We start from the raw sequence: 14,926 nt of genomic DNA on the forward strand, positions 1-14,926 counted from the left end.
CGCGAATATCAGTACAGATATCTTCAAAAAACAAGAAAAAGCGAAAATTTATGACATCAGAGAATTCCAGCCTCATTCTTGAGGGGCTTGATCAGTTATGTGCCGCGGCCCTTGATGCTGCTGACCGACTGAAACAACAGGCCATTAAATCAGTTGCCGCCATCACCGAAGGTGAAAATGGACGGGTGAGCGCAAAACTCGTAGAGCAAAATCAGTATGCAACGCACGGTCTGGCTTGGCTCGTCACCTATGTGGAAACGTTAAAAGAAACGTTACACTGGAGCCGTTCCTTGCGTGCAGAAGGCAAGCTGGGTGAGCTGGAGCAGCTTATGTTGCAGGCTGGATTCGCTGAATATCTGGCTCAAATGAAGGGCGGAATTCCGATGACATTGGGTGAGATTATTCGCCCTTTGGACTTGAATATTCCGGCAGAGGCAATCGCAGAGTTTGAAACAGCCGAAGTTCAGAAGCTTGTGAGAGAGGGTTATGGACCGGATGTGAAGATGCGTCTTGCAACCCTCATTGCAGAAGGAATGGATACAGGTCATTTTGGTGATCCTTGTCTGGATGAAACCTATTCAATGATCCGCGACCAGTTCCGCCGTTTTGCGGATGAAGAAGTCATGCCATATGCCCACGAATGGCATTTGAAAGACGAGCTTATCCCACGCCCTGTCGTAGACAAGATGTCGGAGCTTGGTGTGTTCGGACTTACAGTTCCAGAGCAGTATGACGGTCTTGGGCTTGGAAAAATGTCCATGTGCGTAGTATCCGAAGAACTGTCTCGAGGTTATATCGGCGTGGGGTCTCTTGGGACACGCTCCGAAATCGCAGCCGAGTTAATTCTGACAGGCGGCACGCAGGCTCAAAAAGACAAATGGTTGCCGTTGATCGCAACGGGGCAGATTTTGCCAACCGCTGTGTTCACTGAGCCAAATACCGGATCAGATCTGGCCTCTTTACGCACACGTGCGGTGAAAGATGGCGATGTCTATAAAATCACTGGAAACAAAACCTGGATTACGCATGCCGCACGCGCTGATGTAATGACTTTGTTGGCGCGCTCCAACCCTGACGAGCCCGGTTACAAAGGCCTGTCCATGTTCCTTGCTGAAAAACAGCATATGACAGAGGATGAGGATTTCCCAACCGAAGGAATGACTGGCGGTGAGATCGAGGTTCTTGGCTATCGCGGCATGAAAGAATATGAGCTTGGTTTTGACAATTTCGAAGTCAAGGCGGAAAACCTGTTGGGTGAAGAAGAAGGAAACGGCTTCAAGCAGTTGATGCAAACCTTCGAAAGTGCCCGTATTCAAACGGCTGCCCGCGCTTTGGGTGTTGCGCAAAATGCGATGGAACTGGGCATTCGATATGCGTTGGATCGCGTTCAGTTCGCGCGGCCAATTATTGAATTTCCGCGTGTTTCCGGGAAACTCGCCTTTATGGCAGTGGAAATCATGATGGCCCGTCAGCTGACATACGCATCTGCACGTGCCAAGGATGAAGGGCGTCGTTGTGATCTGGAGGCGGGTATGGCCAAGTTGCTGGGCGCACGGGTCGCCTGGTCCGCTGCTGATAATGCATTGCAGATTCATGGCGGTAACGGTTTCGCTCTTGAATATCCCATTAGCCGGGTGCTGTGTGATGCACGTATTCTGAACATTTTTGAAGGCGCTGGTGAAATTCAGGCGCAAGTGATTGCCCGTCGTCTTCTCGATGGTGCTAACTAGATAAAAAGTCGGTTTGTGTGTTGACTATGTGGGGCTGCTGTTATGCAGCCCCTTTTTTATTGTCCTGACATTTATCGCTACTTACAGTGATTGAAAATCTGTAAAGGACTGAAAATGAAGCAGGCACCATACTGGTGGGATCAAGCACCCTTATCAACCGGATTAACAAATTTCCCGACTGCAAAAAGCGATGTTGTGATTGTTGGCTCTGGGTACACAGGTTTGTGTGCAGCTTTGGTACTGGCACGAGGGGGAGCGACAGTTACGGTAATTGAGGCGGGCAAGCTTGGCGAAGGAGCGAGCAGTCGAAATGGCGGTATGGTTGGTCCCAGTTTTCACAAACTGGGTGTTCGCGGATTACAGGCCGAATTTGGGAAGGAAAAAACAAATGAAATCCTGCGCGAAAGTGTAGGGTTCGTTGATTTCATGAAGCAGTTTCTCAAAGACGAAGCCATTGATGCTGATTTCCAACAGGTCGGTCGTTTTCGTGGTGCCATGAGCGGTGCGCATTTTGACGCGATGGCACGAGAGTTGGAAAACCTGCAGGAGGCTTGTGATGTTCAAGGGCACATGGTCGAGCGTAAAGATCAAGGTCGTGAAACAGGGAGCGATCGTTTTCATGGCGGCGTTGTCTATGAACTCGATGGTGGCTTGCATCCGGCGAAATATCACGCGGCACTCGTTCAAAAAGTGAAGGATGCGGGTGTCCATTTGGTTAGTGAAACAACAGTTCTTGAGTTAGAGCGACTCAATGCTTCTATGCTTGTAAAAACAACGCGCGGAAATGTTCAGGCGCGTGAGGTCGCTATTTGTACCAATGGATATACCGGCAACCCATTTTCGGATCTGAAAAAGCGGATATTGCCGCTTAGAAGTGCACTCGTCGCGACCGCTGAAATACCTGTGGATGTGATCAACAGGTTAATGCCAAAGCGTCGTATGTATGGGGATAGTCGCCGGATTATCGCCTATTATCGAACGTCCCCTGATGGAAAGCGAATTCTGTTTGGTGGGCGTGCGTCCGGTTATCATGAAAATACAGCTCGAAATGTGCGTATTCTCAGAAATTCCATGAGTGATATATTTCCGGAACTGAGAAATATCGAACTTAGCCATGCGTGGTCTGGTCTCGTTGCCTATACTTTTGATCACACTCCGCATATTGGCAATATGGGTGGATTGCATTTTGCAATGGGATATTGCGGCTCAGGAGTTGCCCGCTCTTCTTACTTTGGTACAAAGCTGGGATATAAAATCCTCGGTAAATCTGAGGAAGGCCGTACTGTTTTTGATGATATTCCAATGCGGGGACGCCCCCTGTATTCAGGAACCCCTTGGTTTATGCCTGCTGTTCTGACATGGCACCGAATTGCGGACAGATTAGGTTTTTAGCATTCTGTGCCGGGAAGTTCATTTACATCCTTTGGATTCTCTCGGGGGCTTAAATCCGCCTTATAGTTAAACCCAAGTACCGCGGTGATTGTCGCTCCGAGTAAGACCAGAATCCAGCAAACATATAACCAGATTAAGAATAACGGCAGAATCGAAAGCGCACCGTATATCATTTGATAACTGGGAAATAACATTAGATACAGTTTGAAGAAATACTTCCCTGCAACAAATAGCGAAGCTGAAAAAGCAGCGCCGATTGCTGCATGGCTCCAGAGTACAAGACGGACCGGAACCAGCCTGTAAAGCAACCAAAGTATGAAAAAGGTAATTAAAAAGGGGATGAGAAACCGAAAGTAATCTACATATGCCTGTAATGAAATGCCACTTGCCTCTTCTGTCAGGCTGGCGATCCAGCGAACCAATGTCAAACTGCTAGCTAGCGCAACTGGTCCGGCTAACAATAACAGGCTATAGGCGGTTATTCGTTTGAAAATATTCCGGGTTGTTTTTGCCTGCCAGATTTGCGTGAAGCTGGCTTCGATACTTTGAAATAACAATAATGCCGTTAAGGCCAGACCAATCAGGCTGAAAAATGTAAGCTCCCCAGCGTTCAAAATAATGTCCTGTAGAATATCGTAAACATGAACGATTGTTGCTGGCAGCAGGTTATCAAACAGAAAGAAGATGATGTCATCCTGCAAGGAATAGAAGGCGTCTACATAAGTGAGAAGCGAAAGGGCCAGAACGACGAGCGGAACCAGCGCCAATAAGGTTTGGTAGCTCAGGGCCGTCGCCATGCGCAGGCAATTTTGCTGAAAAAAGTGTTTCCAGCATTGCGTATGCAACTTCAGAATTTCTTCCAGAAACCTAAAAATGACTCACCTTACGCATCTGTAGCTTACATTTCTTCTGCCAATCCGTACGGCCAGACCTGCTATAGCTCCGTCGTTCGGTCACACAACGTTAATCTCGCGAACAGCAGAGCCGTTTATCAGCCGTTCAAATTTGAAACAGGACAAATCCAGTGTGCGATATTCGTTGAACAGAAGCAACTCGGCGATTGCACGGCCAACTGCTGGTGACTGTTGCAATCCATGCCCAGAAAAGCCATTTGCAAAGTAAAAATTTGAAATTTCCGGATGTGGACCGAGTACGGCATTTTGATCCAGAAGGGTATAGGCGTAGTGCCCCGCCCACGCATTTTCGAGCTTGATGGCTTCGAAAACCTTTACTCTATGAGCAAGAACAGGCCAGATATGTTCTTCAAACCAGCCATAATCAACATCAAAATCCCGACAGTCAGGGTCCTTGTCCGCAGTGGGGGAGCATCCAGTAATAAATTGGTGTCCTTCGGGCCGAAAATAGACTCCGCTTGGATCGATTGTCAGCGGGCATCGTTCAATTTCTTCCCTGCAACTGAACGAGTATACAAATCTTTTTTTGCTTCGAACCTCCAGTTCAATACCTGCCATTTTTGCGATCTGATCAGCATAGGCGCCTGCCGCATTTACGAATTGTCCTCCAGAGATACAAGCACCGGATGCGAGTGTGGCTGACGTTATTTTCCCATCACTTATCGTAAGTGCTGTCACTTCATCTTTTACATAGGAAACACCCTGAGAAATGGCTTTTTTGCGAAAGGCTTGATTCAGCCCATATGCATCCAGCCAGCCTTCACCTTCAAGTCCAACAGATCCTCCAGCCAGATCAGATACATTCATCCATGGGTAAGCTTTTGCAAGATCCTCTGGATCAAGCAGGGCTACGGGTACATTTTCCCGTTTTTGGATTTCATGATTGTTATAAAGTACAGGGATCTGGTGATCTTTTGCTAAAAACAAATATCCGCCTTCGGTAAAGCTGACATCAACTTTCTCACCATCAATTCCCAAATGGGTGGAAATATCCCGTAAAAATTCCACAGCGAATTGGGAAATTCTGATGTTTTCTGGCGTAGAAAACTGTTGGCGAATCCCTCCAGCAGAACGGGCAGTCGATCCAAACTGATAGGAGCTGTCTTTTTCAATCACGGCAATTGACGTATCACTGCCAGCAAACTTGCTCAGGAAATATGCAATCGCGGAACCAACCACTCCGCCGCCTATAATGACTACATCATGCTTCATATTGTGATCTCTGTGCCTGTTTTGGTAATGCTGCTTGGTAGGGCGATCAATATGTGCTAAGCGAAAAGGATGATCAACTATTTCATTATTGCTGCTGTAATTGCGACAGCGCTTGTCGTTCTGTTAGGGGTCCTGAATATGGGCCGTCAGGGTGAAAACAGAAGACTGACAAGCAACAAACTTATGCGCCTGCGGATTGTTATGCAGGCAATTGCCATTGCGCTCGTCATGATCGGTCTAGCTTTAGGCCTTAATGAAGGATAGTGCTGGAATATGGTGAAGCTGACGAAGATTTACACTCGCGGGGGTGATAAGGGGCAGACGTCTCTGGGTAACGGCGCCCGTGTATCAAAAGATGATTGCCGCGTTGATGCTTACGGTGATGTAGACGAGCTTAATTCCATTATCGGAGTGGCAAGATTGCACTGCAACACAGATGTCGACGAAATTCTGGGCCGAATTCAGAATGACCTGTTTGATTTAGGGGCGGATTTATGTACTCCCTACGAAGAGAATCCCAAATATCCTCCCTTGCGTATTGCAGAACAACAGGTTGAACGTCTGGAGCAGGAAATCGATTCGTTGAATCGTGAGCTTTCACCGCTAAATTCCTTTATTCTGCCAGGTGGAACGCCAGTAGCGGCACATTTGCATCATGCTAGGACAGTTTGTCGCAGGGCTGAACGGAGAATGGTTTCCCTTGCAACTGTTGAAGAAATAAACGAAATTTCAATACGTTACGTAAATCGGCTTTCGGATTTACTCTTTGTTTTAGCTCGCTATACCAATGAAAAAGGGGCGTCAGATGTACTTTGGGTCCCTGGGGCAAACAGATAGCCTTTAATCCTTTCAAATGATCGTTTAAAACACCGGTGGGGCATTGAAATAAATAGGTCGCGCTGTTTGTTTGACAGATTGTCATTTGCTAATTATTGTGCGCTGCCGAAAAAGAAAGTTAAACGCCCCCCCTTAACGGATGCAGGTATGTGAATAATCTGTAGGACCGAAGGGCCATTTGGCTTGGAGAAAACCGATCCATGAAAGTTCTCGTCGCTGTTAAGCGTGTCGTAGACTACAATGTGAAAATTCGCGTTAAGGCGGATAATACAGGTGTAGATCTCGCAAACGTTAAAATGTCTATGAACCCCTTCGATGAAATTGCCGTCGAAGAAGCCCTCCGTCTAAAAGAAGCTGGTAAAGCAACAGAAATTGTTGTTGTTTCCGTTGGCCCGCAGGCCGCGCAGGAAACAATCCGTACAGCCCTCGCTATGGGTGCTGATCGCGGTATTCTGGTTAAAACAGATGCCGAAGTTGAGCCACTTGGCGTTGCAAAAGTGCTTAAAGCTGTAGCGGCTGAAGAAAATCCTGATCTGGTGATCGTGGGTAAGCAGGCCATTGACGATGACAGCAATCAGACAGGCCAGATGTTTGCAGCATTGATGGGCTGGTCACAGGTACATTCGCCTCTGAAGTTGATTTGGGCGATGGTACTGTCAAAGTGACACGTGAAATTGACGGTGGCTTGCAGACAGTTGATCTGAAAATGCCAGCTGTTGTTACAACCGATCTGCGCTTGAATGAGCCAAGATATGCGTCCCTGCCAAATATCATGAAAGCCAAGAAAAAGCCGATTGATGAGAAAGATATCGCTGATCTGGGTATCGATGTGGCTCCTCGCCTGACAACGCTGAAAGTCACAGAACCTGCCAAGCGTGAAGCTGGTGTTATGGTTGAAAGCGTTGCAGAGCTTGTATCCAAACTTAAAGATGAAGCGGGGGTTATCTAATGACTGTACTGGTTTATGCTGATCACGATAATGCTGCGCTTGGTAGTGCAACATTGAACACGGTAACTGCAGCCGCGGCTCTTGGTGGTGATATCCATGTATTGGTTGCTGGTGCTGGTTGTGCCGCCGTTGCCGAAGAGGCTGCAAAAGTAAATGGCGTTGCCAAGGTTATTCTGGTTGACGATGCAATTTACGAAAATGCGCTCGCAGAAAATGTGGCTGATCTGATTGTTGGCATGGCTGACAGCTATGACGCAATTTTGGCGCCAGCGACAACTGTTGGTAAAAACGTACTGCCTCGCGTTGCTGCTCTTCTTGATGTTGCTCAGATTTCCGAAATTACTGAAGTTGTCTCTGCAGATACTTTCGTCCGTCCGATTTATGCGGGTAACGCAATGGCAACAGTTCAGTCTTCCGATGCCAAGAAAGTAATCACAGTTCGCGCAACTGCCTTTGCTGCAGCCGCCGCAGAAGGTGTTCCGCTGCTGTTGAAAATGCTTCCGCTGCTGCCGATGCTGGCCTCTCAACCTTTGTTGGTGCCGAGCTTTCCAAATCAGAACGTCCTGAGCTTACATCTGCTAAGGTTGTGATCTCAGGTGGTCGCGGCATGCAGTCAGGGGATAACTTCCACCTGCTTGAAGCTGTTGCTGACAAGCTGGGCGCTGCTGTTGGTGCGAGCCGTGCTGCGGTTGACGCCGGCTTTGTTCCTAATGATTATCAGGTTGGTCAGACAGGTAAGGTTGTTGCTCCTGAGCTATACATTGCTGTTGGTATTTCCGGTGCGATCCAGCATCTGGCAGGTATGAAGGACAGTAAAGTAATTGTCGCAATCAACAAGGACGAAGAAGCACCGATTTTCCAGGTTGCGGATTATGGTCTTGTTGCCGATCTCTTTAAAGCGTTGCCAGAACTGGAAGAAGCGCTTTAATGACTTGTGTTTGCGGTAATTGCGAAGCTATGATCCTCTGTCTCACTCCAAGGCAGGATGATAAGTGATGATTAACAAAGTTGGCGTTATTGGTGCCGGTCAGATGGGCAATGGTATTGCTCATGTAATGGCAGTTGCGGGCTATGATGTTTTTTTGAAAGACGTGGGAGAGATTCAGCTCGAGCGGGCTTTGTCCGTTATCGATAATAATCTCAAGCGTCAGGTAGGTCGCGGCAAGCTTGAAGATGCGGACAGAGTTGCAGCTCTCGCTCGAATCAAGCCTGTTTTAACCGATGATTATCTGGCTGAAGTTGATCTTGTGATCGAGGCGGCGACAGAGAATGAGGAAATTAAAAAAGCCATTCTTGCGCCGCTGGGTCCACAGCTTAAGCCTGAGGCAATTATCGCAACAAACACATCTTCGATTTCTGTAACCCGCCTCGCGGCGGTGACGGATCGACCCAGTCAATTCATGGGGATGCACTTCATGAATCCGGTTCCCGTGATGAAGCTGGTAGAGCTCATTCGCGGCATTGCGACCAGTGAAGAGACGTTTAATGCTATTCGTGATCTTTCGGTCAATTTGGGAAAAACTCCTACTCCTGCGGAAGACTTCCCGGCCTTTATCGTGAACCGTATTCTGTTGCCGATGATCAATGAGGCGATTTATACCTTGTACGAAGGTGTGGGTTCGGTTCAGGCGATTGATACAGCGATGCGACTTGGTGCCAACCATCCAATGGGCCCCCTGCAGCTTGCCGATTTTATCGGGCTTGATGTGTGTCTTTCCATCATGCAGGTTCTATATGAAGGCCTCGCAGATACGAAATATCGTCCCTGTCCGCTTTTGGTGAAATATGTAGAAGCAGGTTGGCTTGGTCGCAAGTCCAATCGGGGGTTCTATGATTATTCAACGGATACACCGACACCAACGCGATAACACAGGTTACGTATTAGGCATTAAAACCCGCAAACGATTGTTTTGCGGGTTTTTTTACGACTGTTTAAGCGCGGTAATTATTGGTCTCTTGTATTTTTCCTGACTGAAAACTGCAGTTAGAATAATACCGGGAGTCAACAGCAGCAGGCTGATCCAGACCCATAAATTCACTTCTTCACCCAGTATTAAATATCCCAAAATTGCGGCAATACTGGGCACCCCCGACATGAAGGCAGCAGCCGTCGGAGCACCGATATGCCTCACCGCAAATGCGACCAGCAGCAATCCAACAAGCGTTGCGAGAACACCCTGATAAACCCCTTGAAGCAGAATTTCAGACAACGTCGCTTCATGAACGCCAGTGGGGAGAAAAAAGTACCAGACTGGCACCAGAATAACTGCGTTTACGACTGAGCTGCAAAATAGGATTTGACTGGGCGTCAGTAACCACAATTTGGAAAACACCATGTAGAGTGCGAATAACAGGCCGGAAAAAAGAAATAGCAAGTCACCCAACCACATCAGATTTTCGCCCTCCCCTGATCCACTGCTGCCAAAAAGGGTGAGTGCCGCCCCGGTAATTATCAGCGCAGCGCCACCATATTGAACCCGATTGGGATGTTCTTTAAAACAGACCCAGCCAAGAAGCAGTGTAATCGCTGGCAGCGCCCCGTTCATGAAAATACCGCCATGTGCTGCCGGGGCCAGCTCGAACGCCAGGAAAACGGCAAGGATATAGGGAATACCGGCCAGTTGGCTGGTTATGAGAAGACGGGGCAGACTAAGTGTTTTCCAGGGCTTGTAGCGCAGCAGAAATGGAAAGGTAATCAACGCCGATACGCCATATCGTAAGACCGCGATATCATAAATTGTCAGCGGTGATGTCGCACCGGAACGAGACGTCACTATCCATCCCGACCACATGCAAACGACCACCATAATAGCAATATAACCCAGCGTTTTTTGTGTCGGCATGAAGCGTCTTTCGGTTGGTTTTTCGTTATGCGCCTGTTCCAGATAGGTACCAGTATTTGCCCAAAAGGCGCAAGGTTTATTGGTCTGAACTGCGCGTTGAGCGACCTTTATGCATAAAAAAAACCGGCTTCTTGCGAAACCGGTTTTTATTATCTGGTGTCAGGTTGGGTTATACAACTTCAAATAACGCTGCACCGCCCATACCACCGCCAATACACATGGTGCAAACAACATATTTTGCACCGCGGCGTTTGCCTTCGATAAGCGCATGTCCCGCCATACGGGCACCGGACATACCATAAGGATGGCCGATTGAAATAGCACCGCCATCCACATTTAGCAGTTCATTTGGAATGCCGAGTTTGTCACGGCAGTAGATAACCTGTACAGCGAAGGCCTCGTTCAGTTCCCAAAGCCCGATATCATCCATTTTCAGGCCGTGCCGTTTCAGCAGTTTAGGAACAGCAAACACGGGTCCAATGCCCATCTCATCGGGTTCACAACCGGCAACGACCATACCGCGGTAAATTCCCATCGGCTCGATATTGTTTTTCTCAGCGTATTTGGAATCCATGATCACGCTGGCGGAGGCACCATCTGAAAGCTGACTGGCGTTGCCTGCAGTGATAAAGCAGTCTTCACCCAATACTGGTTTCAGTTTTGCAAGATCTTCCAGTGTGGTCTGTGGGCGGTTGCCTTCATCTTTAGTCAGGGTGACTTCCTCTTCGAGGGTTTCTCCTGTCTCCTTGTTGACCAGTATCTTTGTCGTTGTCATCGGAACAATTTCCTGATCAAATCGCCCGGCTTCCTGCGCTGCGGCTGTGCGCTGCTGGCTTTGCAAGGAATATTCATCCTGCTGTTCGCGGCTGATGCCATAACGGGTGGCAACTGTTTCCGCGGTTTTCAGCATAGGGTCATAAATGGCTGGCTTGTTTTGCTCCAGCCATTCGTTGCGACCCCGAAATACGTTCATATGCTCGTTCTGGACAAGGCTGATGCTTTCAAGACCGCCAGCGACCATTACTGGGACCTGGTCTACAACAACGCGTTGTGCAGCCATTGAAATTGTTTGCAATCCGGAAGAGCAGAAGCGGTTTACAGTGGCAGCAGATGTTGTAACCGGCAGGCCAGCACGCAGAACCGCCTGACGGGCAATGTTGCCACCTGTAGCGCCTTCTGGGTTTGCAACACCAATGAGTGCGTCTTCAACCTCAGCGGGATCAATACCAGCCCGTTCAACAGCATGCTTGATTACATGACCACCCATGTCAGCACCGTGGGTGTTGTTAAACGCCCCGCGATAGGCTTTGCCAATTGGTGTTCTTGCAGTGGATACGATGACGGCTTCAGCCATTTTTGTTTTCTCCTGTTATTTGTTTTTAATTGTGGGGCAGGGCCCGCTTATCGGGTTAGCTTATATAGGGATCTGCTATATGAAAAGCGGGAATTGCCCAGTCTCTTTAATTTAGGCCCATTTTGCCGCTTAAAATCTGTCCCGTTCTGATTTTACAGAATTTCCAATACGGACTCCGGTGGGCGCCCAACGCGAGCTTTCCCATTATTTAGAACAATTGGGCGCTCAATCAGTTTTGGGTGTGCGATCATCGCATCAATGAGCTGATCGTCGCTTAAAGATTCGTCCGCAAGGTTATTTTCTTTATATTCAGCCTCTCCTTTACGCATCAATTCTCTAGGGCTTTTTCCAAGCTTTGCAAGTATATCAACCAGTTCCTCGCGGCTTGGCGGTGTTTTTAGATATTCGATAATTTGCGGCTTTATTCCTTTGTCTTCGATAAGTGCCAGTGTCTGGCGGGATTTGCTGCATCTTGGGTTGTGAAAAATCTGTACGCTCATGTGTGTCTCCCCGATGATTTTATTCTGTCAGGCATGCGTAATCACAATTGTGTGACAACGGTGACTTGCCTGTTGCGGACTAAAGGAATATGTAATGGGCCATGAGCATACAGACAACTGAAAATGATCCATCTACATTAATCTCATCCGGCGCGTCTTGGGTGAGATTAAGCATATTCCGGGACTTGGTTTTTATACTCTTTTGAAAAAAGAGATTTTACGGTTCCTGAAAGTGCCGCTGCAAACGGTATTTGCCCCGATGATGACCACGCTGCTGTTTCTGGCGGTATTCACACTGGCCTTCGGCGGAACCAGCCGGTATGTCGGTGATGTGGCTTTTTCAGCTTTCTTGGCACCGGGTCTCATCATGATGTCGGTGATTCAAAACGCTTTCGCCAACACATCGTCGTCGCTGGTGATCTCCAAGGTGCAAGGGAACATTGTAGACGTGTTAATGCCTCCGTTGAGCGCGCTTGAGCTGACACTGGCTTTCGCACTGTCCGGGTTGGCCCGGGGTATCGTAGTTGCCATAGCTGTGGCGACCTGTATGTATTTCTTTATCGATATTCAGATTCACTCCTGGGCGGCTGTCCTGTTTTTTCTGGTCGGCGCTGGGTTGATGTTAGCGCTGCTCGGTGTCATTGGTGGTATTATCTCAGACAAGTTTGATCATATTGCCGCGGTGACAAATTTTGTGGTTATGCCATTATCATTTCTGTCGGGGACATTTTACTCTGTCGAACGATTAACTGGCATCTGGTACGACATCAGCCACGTAAACCCGTTCTTTTACATGATTGACGGGTTCCGTTATGGCTTTATCGGAACGGCAGACAGCTCGCAAATTACAGGGGCTATTGTTGTCGCCAGTCTCAATCTTGTGCTCTTTGGTGTCGTCTGGTTCCTGTTTTCACGCGGGTACAAGTTAAAAGCCTAGAAAAAGAGGGCATATTTGAAGAGTTTGATTGACAGAAAACCTTCTGCTGTCAATACTTCCGCGCTTTCCCGGATCGTTCCTCCCTTGATGAGGAGCGATCTTCTTAGTTATGGCTTTTATTTTGCAACTTGTGGAGAAGGCACATGATACCCGCATTGTTATCGAACTATGCCCCTGCTGATCTTTCCTTTGAAAAAGGAGAGGGTGCGTACCTGTTCGGAAATGACGGGCGACGATATCTTGATTTTTTTGCCGGTATTGCTGTCACTTCTTTGGGCCATAACAACCCGAAAATTGTCGAGGCTGTAAGTAATCAGGCCTCAAACCTGATGCATATTTCAAACCTGTTCCGTATTCCGGGGCAGGAAGAGCTGGCGAAAAAACTGGTTGATGCCACTTTCGCAGACACCGTGTATTTCTGTAATTCAGGCGCGGAAGCCAACGAATGCGGTCTGAAAATGATCCGTAAATACCATAGCGTTAATGGCCAGCCTGAACGCTACCGGGTTATCGGATTTGAAAATTCCTTTCATGGTCGGACTTTGGCAACCATCGCCGCTGCCGGGCAGGAGAAACTGCTGGAAGGTTTTGGCCCGATGGTCGATGGCTTTGATCACGTAAGCGTCGGAGATATCGATGCAGTGAAGGCGGCAATTACTCCTGAGACAGGTGGCATTATTATCGAGCCAATCCTCGGTGAGGGCGGTATTCAGGTGGTGGACCCCGCATTCCTCAAGCAGTTGCGTGCTCTATGTGATGAACATGGCCTGCTTTTGATGTTTGATGAGATTCAAACGGGCATGGGCCGTACCGGTAAACTTTTTGCTTATGAGCATTCAGGCGTTATTCCTGACATCATGAGTTCGGCAAAAGCGCTCGGTAACGGGTTTCCTGTTGGGGCCTGTCTGGCTGTTGAAAAAGTCGCTCAATGCATGAATGTGGGAAGTCACGGGTCGACCTATGGTGGGAACCCGCTTGCTATGGCGGTTGCGACAGTTGTTGTTGATACAATGACTGAAGATGGTTTTATGGATCGGGTAAATCAATTGGCCAATCATTTGCAACAGGCACTTCACGGCGTTGTAGATCGGTATCCAACAGTTCTTGAAGAATTGCGGGGCGTAGGGCTGCATCTTGGATTGAAATGCAAGGTGGAAAACGGGCAATTGATCGATGCTCTGCGTAAACAGGGCGCCTTGACAGCAAAAGGTGGTGATAATGTGGTCCGTCTCTTGCCGCCATTGATCATCGAAGAAGAGCAGATCAGCGAATTTATTGCAGCGCTGGAAGCGGCGTGTGAGGAGTTGGCCTGATGACACAACCAAAGCATTTTCTGGATTTGCATGAAATTTCGGCTCAAGAGTTGCGCGCCATGATTGACGACGCTTTGCGCGTTAAAACAGCTCGCAAAGGCTTGCCCAAAGGAACCCGGGATGAAGGCCGTCCGCTCGAAGGTCATACGCTCGCAACAATTTTCGAGTTTCCCTCAACCCGTACGCGCGTATCCTTTGATATGGGCATGCGACAACTGGGTGGGGATACAATGGTTCTCAATAGTCAGGACATGCAACTTGGCCGGGGGGAGACCATCGCAGATACTGCGCAGGTTCTCTCGCGGATGGTAGACATGATCATGCTCAGAACCGATAGCCATGACAAGCTTTTGGAACTGGCCAAACATGCGACCATACCTGTTATAAATGGCCTTTCCAACTTCAGTCACCCCTGCCAGCTGATGGCGGATGTCCTGACATTTGAAGAGCATAAAGGCTCTATTGCCAACAAGGTCATCGCATGGAGCGGTGATGGCAACAACATGGTTACGTCATGGATACATGCAGCCGGCCAGTTTGGCTTTGAGTTGCGCGTTGCCTGCCCTGAGGAATTGGCACCAAATCCCGTCGCGCTGGATTGGTCGAAACAGGTTGGTGCAAATGTTCATGTCACACGTGACCCGGTTGAGGCCGCAAGCGGTGCTGATTGTCTTGTGACCGATACATGGGTTTCCATGGGCGACGATGTGGGTGCACGGCACAACATGCTGAAACCCTTTCAGATTGACGAAGCTTGATGGAGAAAGCGTCAAGCGATGCGATCTTCATGCATTGTCTGCCTGCCCATCGGGATGAGGAGGCAACGACCGCTGTTATGGATGGTCCGCAATCTGTCATTTTTGACGAAGCAGAAAACCGGCTTCATGCACAAAAAGCGGTGTTGCGCTGGTGTATGGGCCTTGTGAAATCTTAACTGTTAAAGGT

At 48.4% G+C, this 14,926-nt stretch carries 12 protein-coding genes and 3 pseudogenes; 10 read left to right on the top strand and 5 right to left on the bottom strand.

The genetic code is table 11. The features are described 5' to 3' along the window. The first annotated feature begins 50 nt into the window (after positions 1–50). Complete coding sequence (locus JCM23214_RS04010) at positions 51–1,730, top strand: acyl-CoA dehydrogenase family protein (protein WP_025897694.1); 1,680 nt, start codon at positions 51–53, stop codon at positions 1,728–1,730. A 114-nt stretch (positions 1,731–1,844) separates the two neighbouring features. Then, on the top strand, positions 1,845–3,122 hold the full coding sequence (locus JCM23214_RS04015; protein WP_025897696.1) for an NAD(P)/FAD-dependent oxidoreductase: 1,278 nt from the start codon (positions 1,845–1,847) through the stop codon (positions 3,120–3,122). Here the strand turns inward: JCM23214_RS04015 and JCM23214_RS04020 are convergent. Together JCM23214_RS04020 and JCM23214_RS04025 are read right to left on the bottom strand one after the other, a co-directional pair. Then, a complete protein-coding gene (locus tag JCM23214_RS04020; RefSeq protein WP_267879373.1) occupies positions 3,119–3,967 on the bottom strand; it encodes a YihY family inner membrane protein in 849 nt (282 codons plus the stop codon). The genes JCM23214_RS04015 and JCM23214_RS04020 overlap by 4 nt on opposite strands. A 108-nt stretch (positions 3,968–4,075) precedes the next feature. Further along, a complete protein-coding gene (locus JCM23214_RS04025) occupies positions 4,076–5,248 on the bottom strand; it encodes an NAD(P)/FAD-dependent oxidoreductase (protein ID WP_025897698.1) in 1,173 nt (390 codons plus the stop codon). 69 nt (positions 5,249–5,317) lie between these two features. Here JCM23214_RS04025 and JCM23214_RS04030 point away from each other — a divergent pair, with 69 nt between their 5' ends. The 5 genes and pseudogenes from JCM23214_RS04030 to JCM23214_RS04050 all read left to right on the top strand — a co-directional run bounded on the left by JCM23214_RS04030 (position 5,318) and on the right by JCM23214_RS04050 (position 8,902). After that, complete coding sequence (locus JCM23214_RS04030; RefSeq protein ID WP_025897700.1) at positions 5,318–5,512, top strand: twin transmembrane helix small protein; 195 nt, start codon at positions 5,318–5,320, stop codon at positions 5,510–5,512. A gap of 9 nt (positions 5,513–5,521) precedes the next feature. Next, positions 5,522–6,085 (top strand): cob(I)yrinic acid a,c-diamide adenosyltransferase, encoded by a 564-nt coding sequence (locus tag JCM23214_RS04035; RefSeq protein ID WP_025897702.1) that lies wholly within the window; start codon positions 5,522–5,524, stop codon positions 6,083–6,085. Positions 6,086–6,285: 200 nt separating this feature from the next. Beyond that, positions 6,286–7,034: pseudogene (locus JCM23214_RS18955) on the top strand (electron transfer flavoprotein subunit beta/FixA family protein). After that, positions 7,034–7,962, top strand: a pseudogene (locus JCM23214_RS26465) (electron transfer flavoprotein subunit alpha/FixB family protein). The pseudogenes JCM23214_RS18955 and JCM23214_RS26465 overlap by 1 nt, the downstream one beginning before the upstream one ends. 67 nt (positions 7,963–8,029) lie before the next feature. Next, positions 8,030–8,902: a 3-hydroxybutyryl-CoA dehydrogenase gene (locus JCM23214_RS04050; RefSeq protein WP_025897704.1), complete on the top strand. Its 873-nt coding sequence runs from the start codon at positions 8,030–8,032 to the stop codon at positions 8,900–8,902. Positions 8,903–8,956: 54 nt separating this feature from the next. On the opposite strand, the gene JCM23214_RS04055 is transcribed toward JCM23214_RS04050, so the two are convergent. The 3 genes from JCM23214_RS04055 to arsC form a co-directional block, all read right to left on the bottom strand. Next, positions 8,957–9,877, bottom strand: a complete 921-nt coding sequence (locus tag JCM23214_RS04055; RefSeq protein ID WP_025897706.1) for a DMT family transporter — start codon at positions 9,875–9,877, stop codon at positions 8,957–8,959. Positions 9,878–10,046: 169 nt separating this feature from the next. Beyond that, positions 10,047–11,231 (bottom strand): acetyl-CoA C-acyltransferase, encoded by a 1,185-nt coding sequence (locus tag JCM23214_RS04060; RefSeq protein WP_025897708.1) that lies wholly within the window; start codon positions 11,229–11,231, stop codon positions 10,047–10,049. Between the two features lie 152 nt (positions 11,232–11,383). Continuing rightward, positions 11,384–11,731, bottom strand: coding sequence for an arsenate reductase (glutaredoxin) (gene arsC, locus JCM23214_RS04065; RefSeq protein ID WP_025897710.1), 348 nt, complete (start codon positions 11,729–11,731; stop codon positions 11,384–11,386). Positions 11,732–11,888: 157 nt separating this feature from the next. On the opposite strand from arsC, the gene JCM23214_RS04070 reads away from it, so the two are divergent. From JCM23214_RS04070 to argF, 3 genes and pseudogenes are all read left to right on the top strand, one after another. Then, entirely contained in the window at positions 11,889–12,668 is a 780-nt protein-coding gene (locus JCM23214_RS04070; RefSeq protein ID WP_025897711.1) for an ABC transporter permease, read from the top strand. Positions 12,669–12,811: 143 nt separating this feature from the next. Then, positions 12,812–13,981: an aspartate aminotransferase family protein gene (locus tag JCM23214_RS04075; RefSeq protein WP_025897712.1), complete on the top strand. Its 1,170-nt coding sequence runs from the start codon at positions 12,812–12,814 to the stop codon at positions 13,979–13,981. Beyond that, a pseudogene (gene argF / locus JCM23214_RS18965) lies at positions 13,981–14,915 on the top strand (ornithine carbamoyltransferase). The gene JCM23214_RS04075 and the pseudogene argF overlap by 1 nt, the downstream one beginning before the upstream one ends. Positions 14,916–14,926 lie beyond the last annotated feature (11 nt).

The sequence above is a fragment of the Sneathiella glossodoripedis JCM 23214 genome (assembly GCF_000616095.1).
Classification (GTDB): Bacteria; Pseudomonadota; Alphaproteobacteria; order Sneathiellales; family Sneathiellaceae; genus Sneathiella; species Sneathiella glossodoripedis.

Excerpts from the sequence above, each read along its gene's own strand:
- JCM23214_RS04010 (WP_025897694.1), top strand. The coding sequence starts at position 51 with ATGACATCAGAGAATTCCAGCCTCATTCTTGAGGGGCTTGATCAGTTA.
- JCM23214_RS04015 (WP_025897696.1), top strand. The coding sequence starts at position 1,845 with ATGAAGCAGGCACCATACTGGTGGGATCAAGCACCCTTATCAACCGGA.
- JCM23214_RS04025 (WP_025897698.1), bottom strand. The coding sequence starts at position 5,248 with ATGAAGCATGATGTAGTCATTATAGGCGGCGGAGTGGTTGGTTCCGCG.
- JCM23214_RS04030 (WP_025897700.1), top strand. The coding sequence starts at position 5,318 with ATGATCAACTATTTCATTATTGCTGCTGTAATTGCGACAGCGCTTGTC.
- JCM23214_RS04035 (WP_025897702.1), top strand. The coding sequence starts at position 5,522 with ATGGTGAAGCTGACGAAGATTTACACTCGCGGGGGTGATAAGGGGCAG.
- JCM23214_RS04050 (WP_025897704.1), top strand. The coding sequence starts at position 8,030 with ATGATTAACAAAGTTGGCGTTATTGGTGCCGGTCAGATGGGCAATGGT.
- JCM23214_RS04055 (WP_025897706.1), bottom strand. The coding sequence starts at position 9,877 with ATGCCGACACAAAAAACGCTGGGTTATATTGCTATTATGGTGGTCGTT.
- JCM23214_RS04060 (WP_025897708.1), bottom strand. The coding sequence starts at position 11,231 with ATGGCTGAAGCCGTCATCGTATCCACTGCAAGAACACCAATTGGCAAA.
- arsC (WP_025897710.1), bottom strand. The coding sequence starts at position 11,731 with ATGAGCGTACAGATTTTTCACAACCCAAGATGCAGCAAATCCCGCCAG.
- JCM23214_RS04075 (WP_025897712.1), top strand. The coding sequence starts at position 12,812 with ATGATACCCGCATTGTTATCGAACTATGCCCCTGCTGATCTTTCCTTT.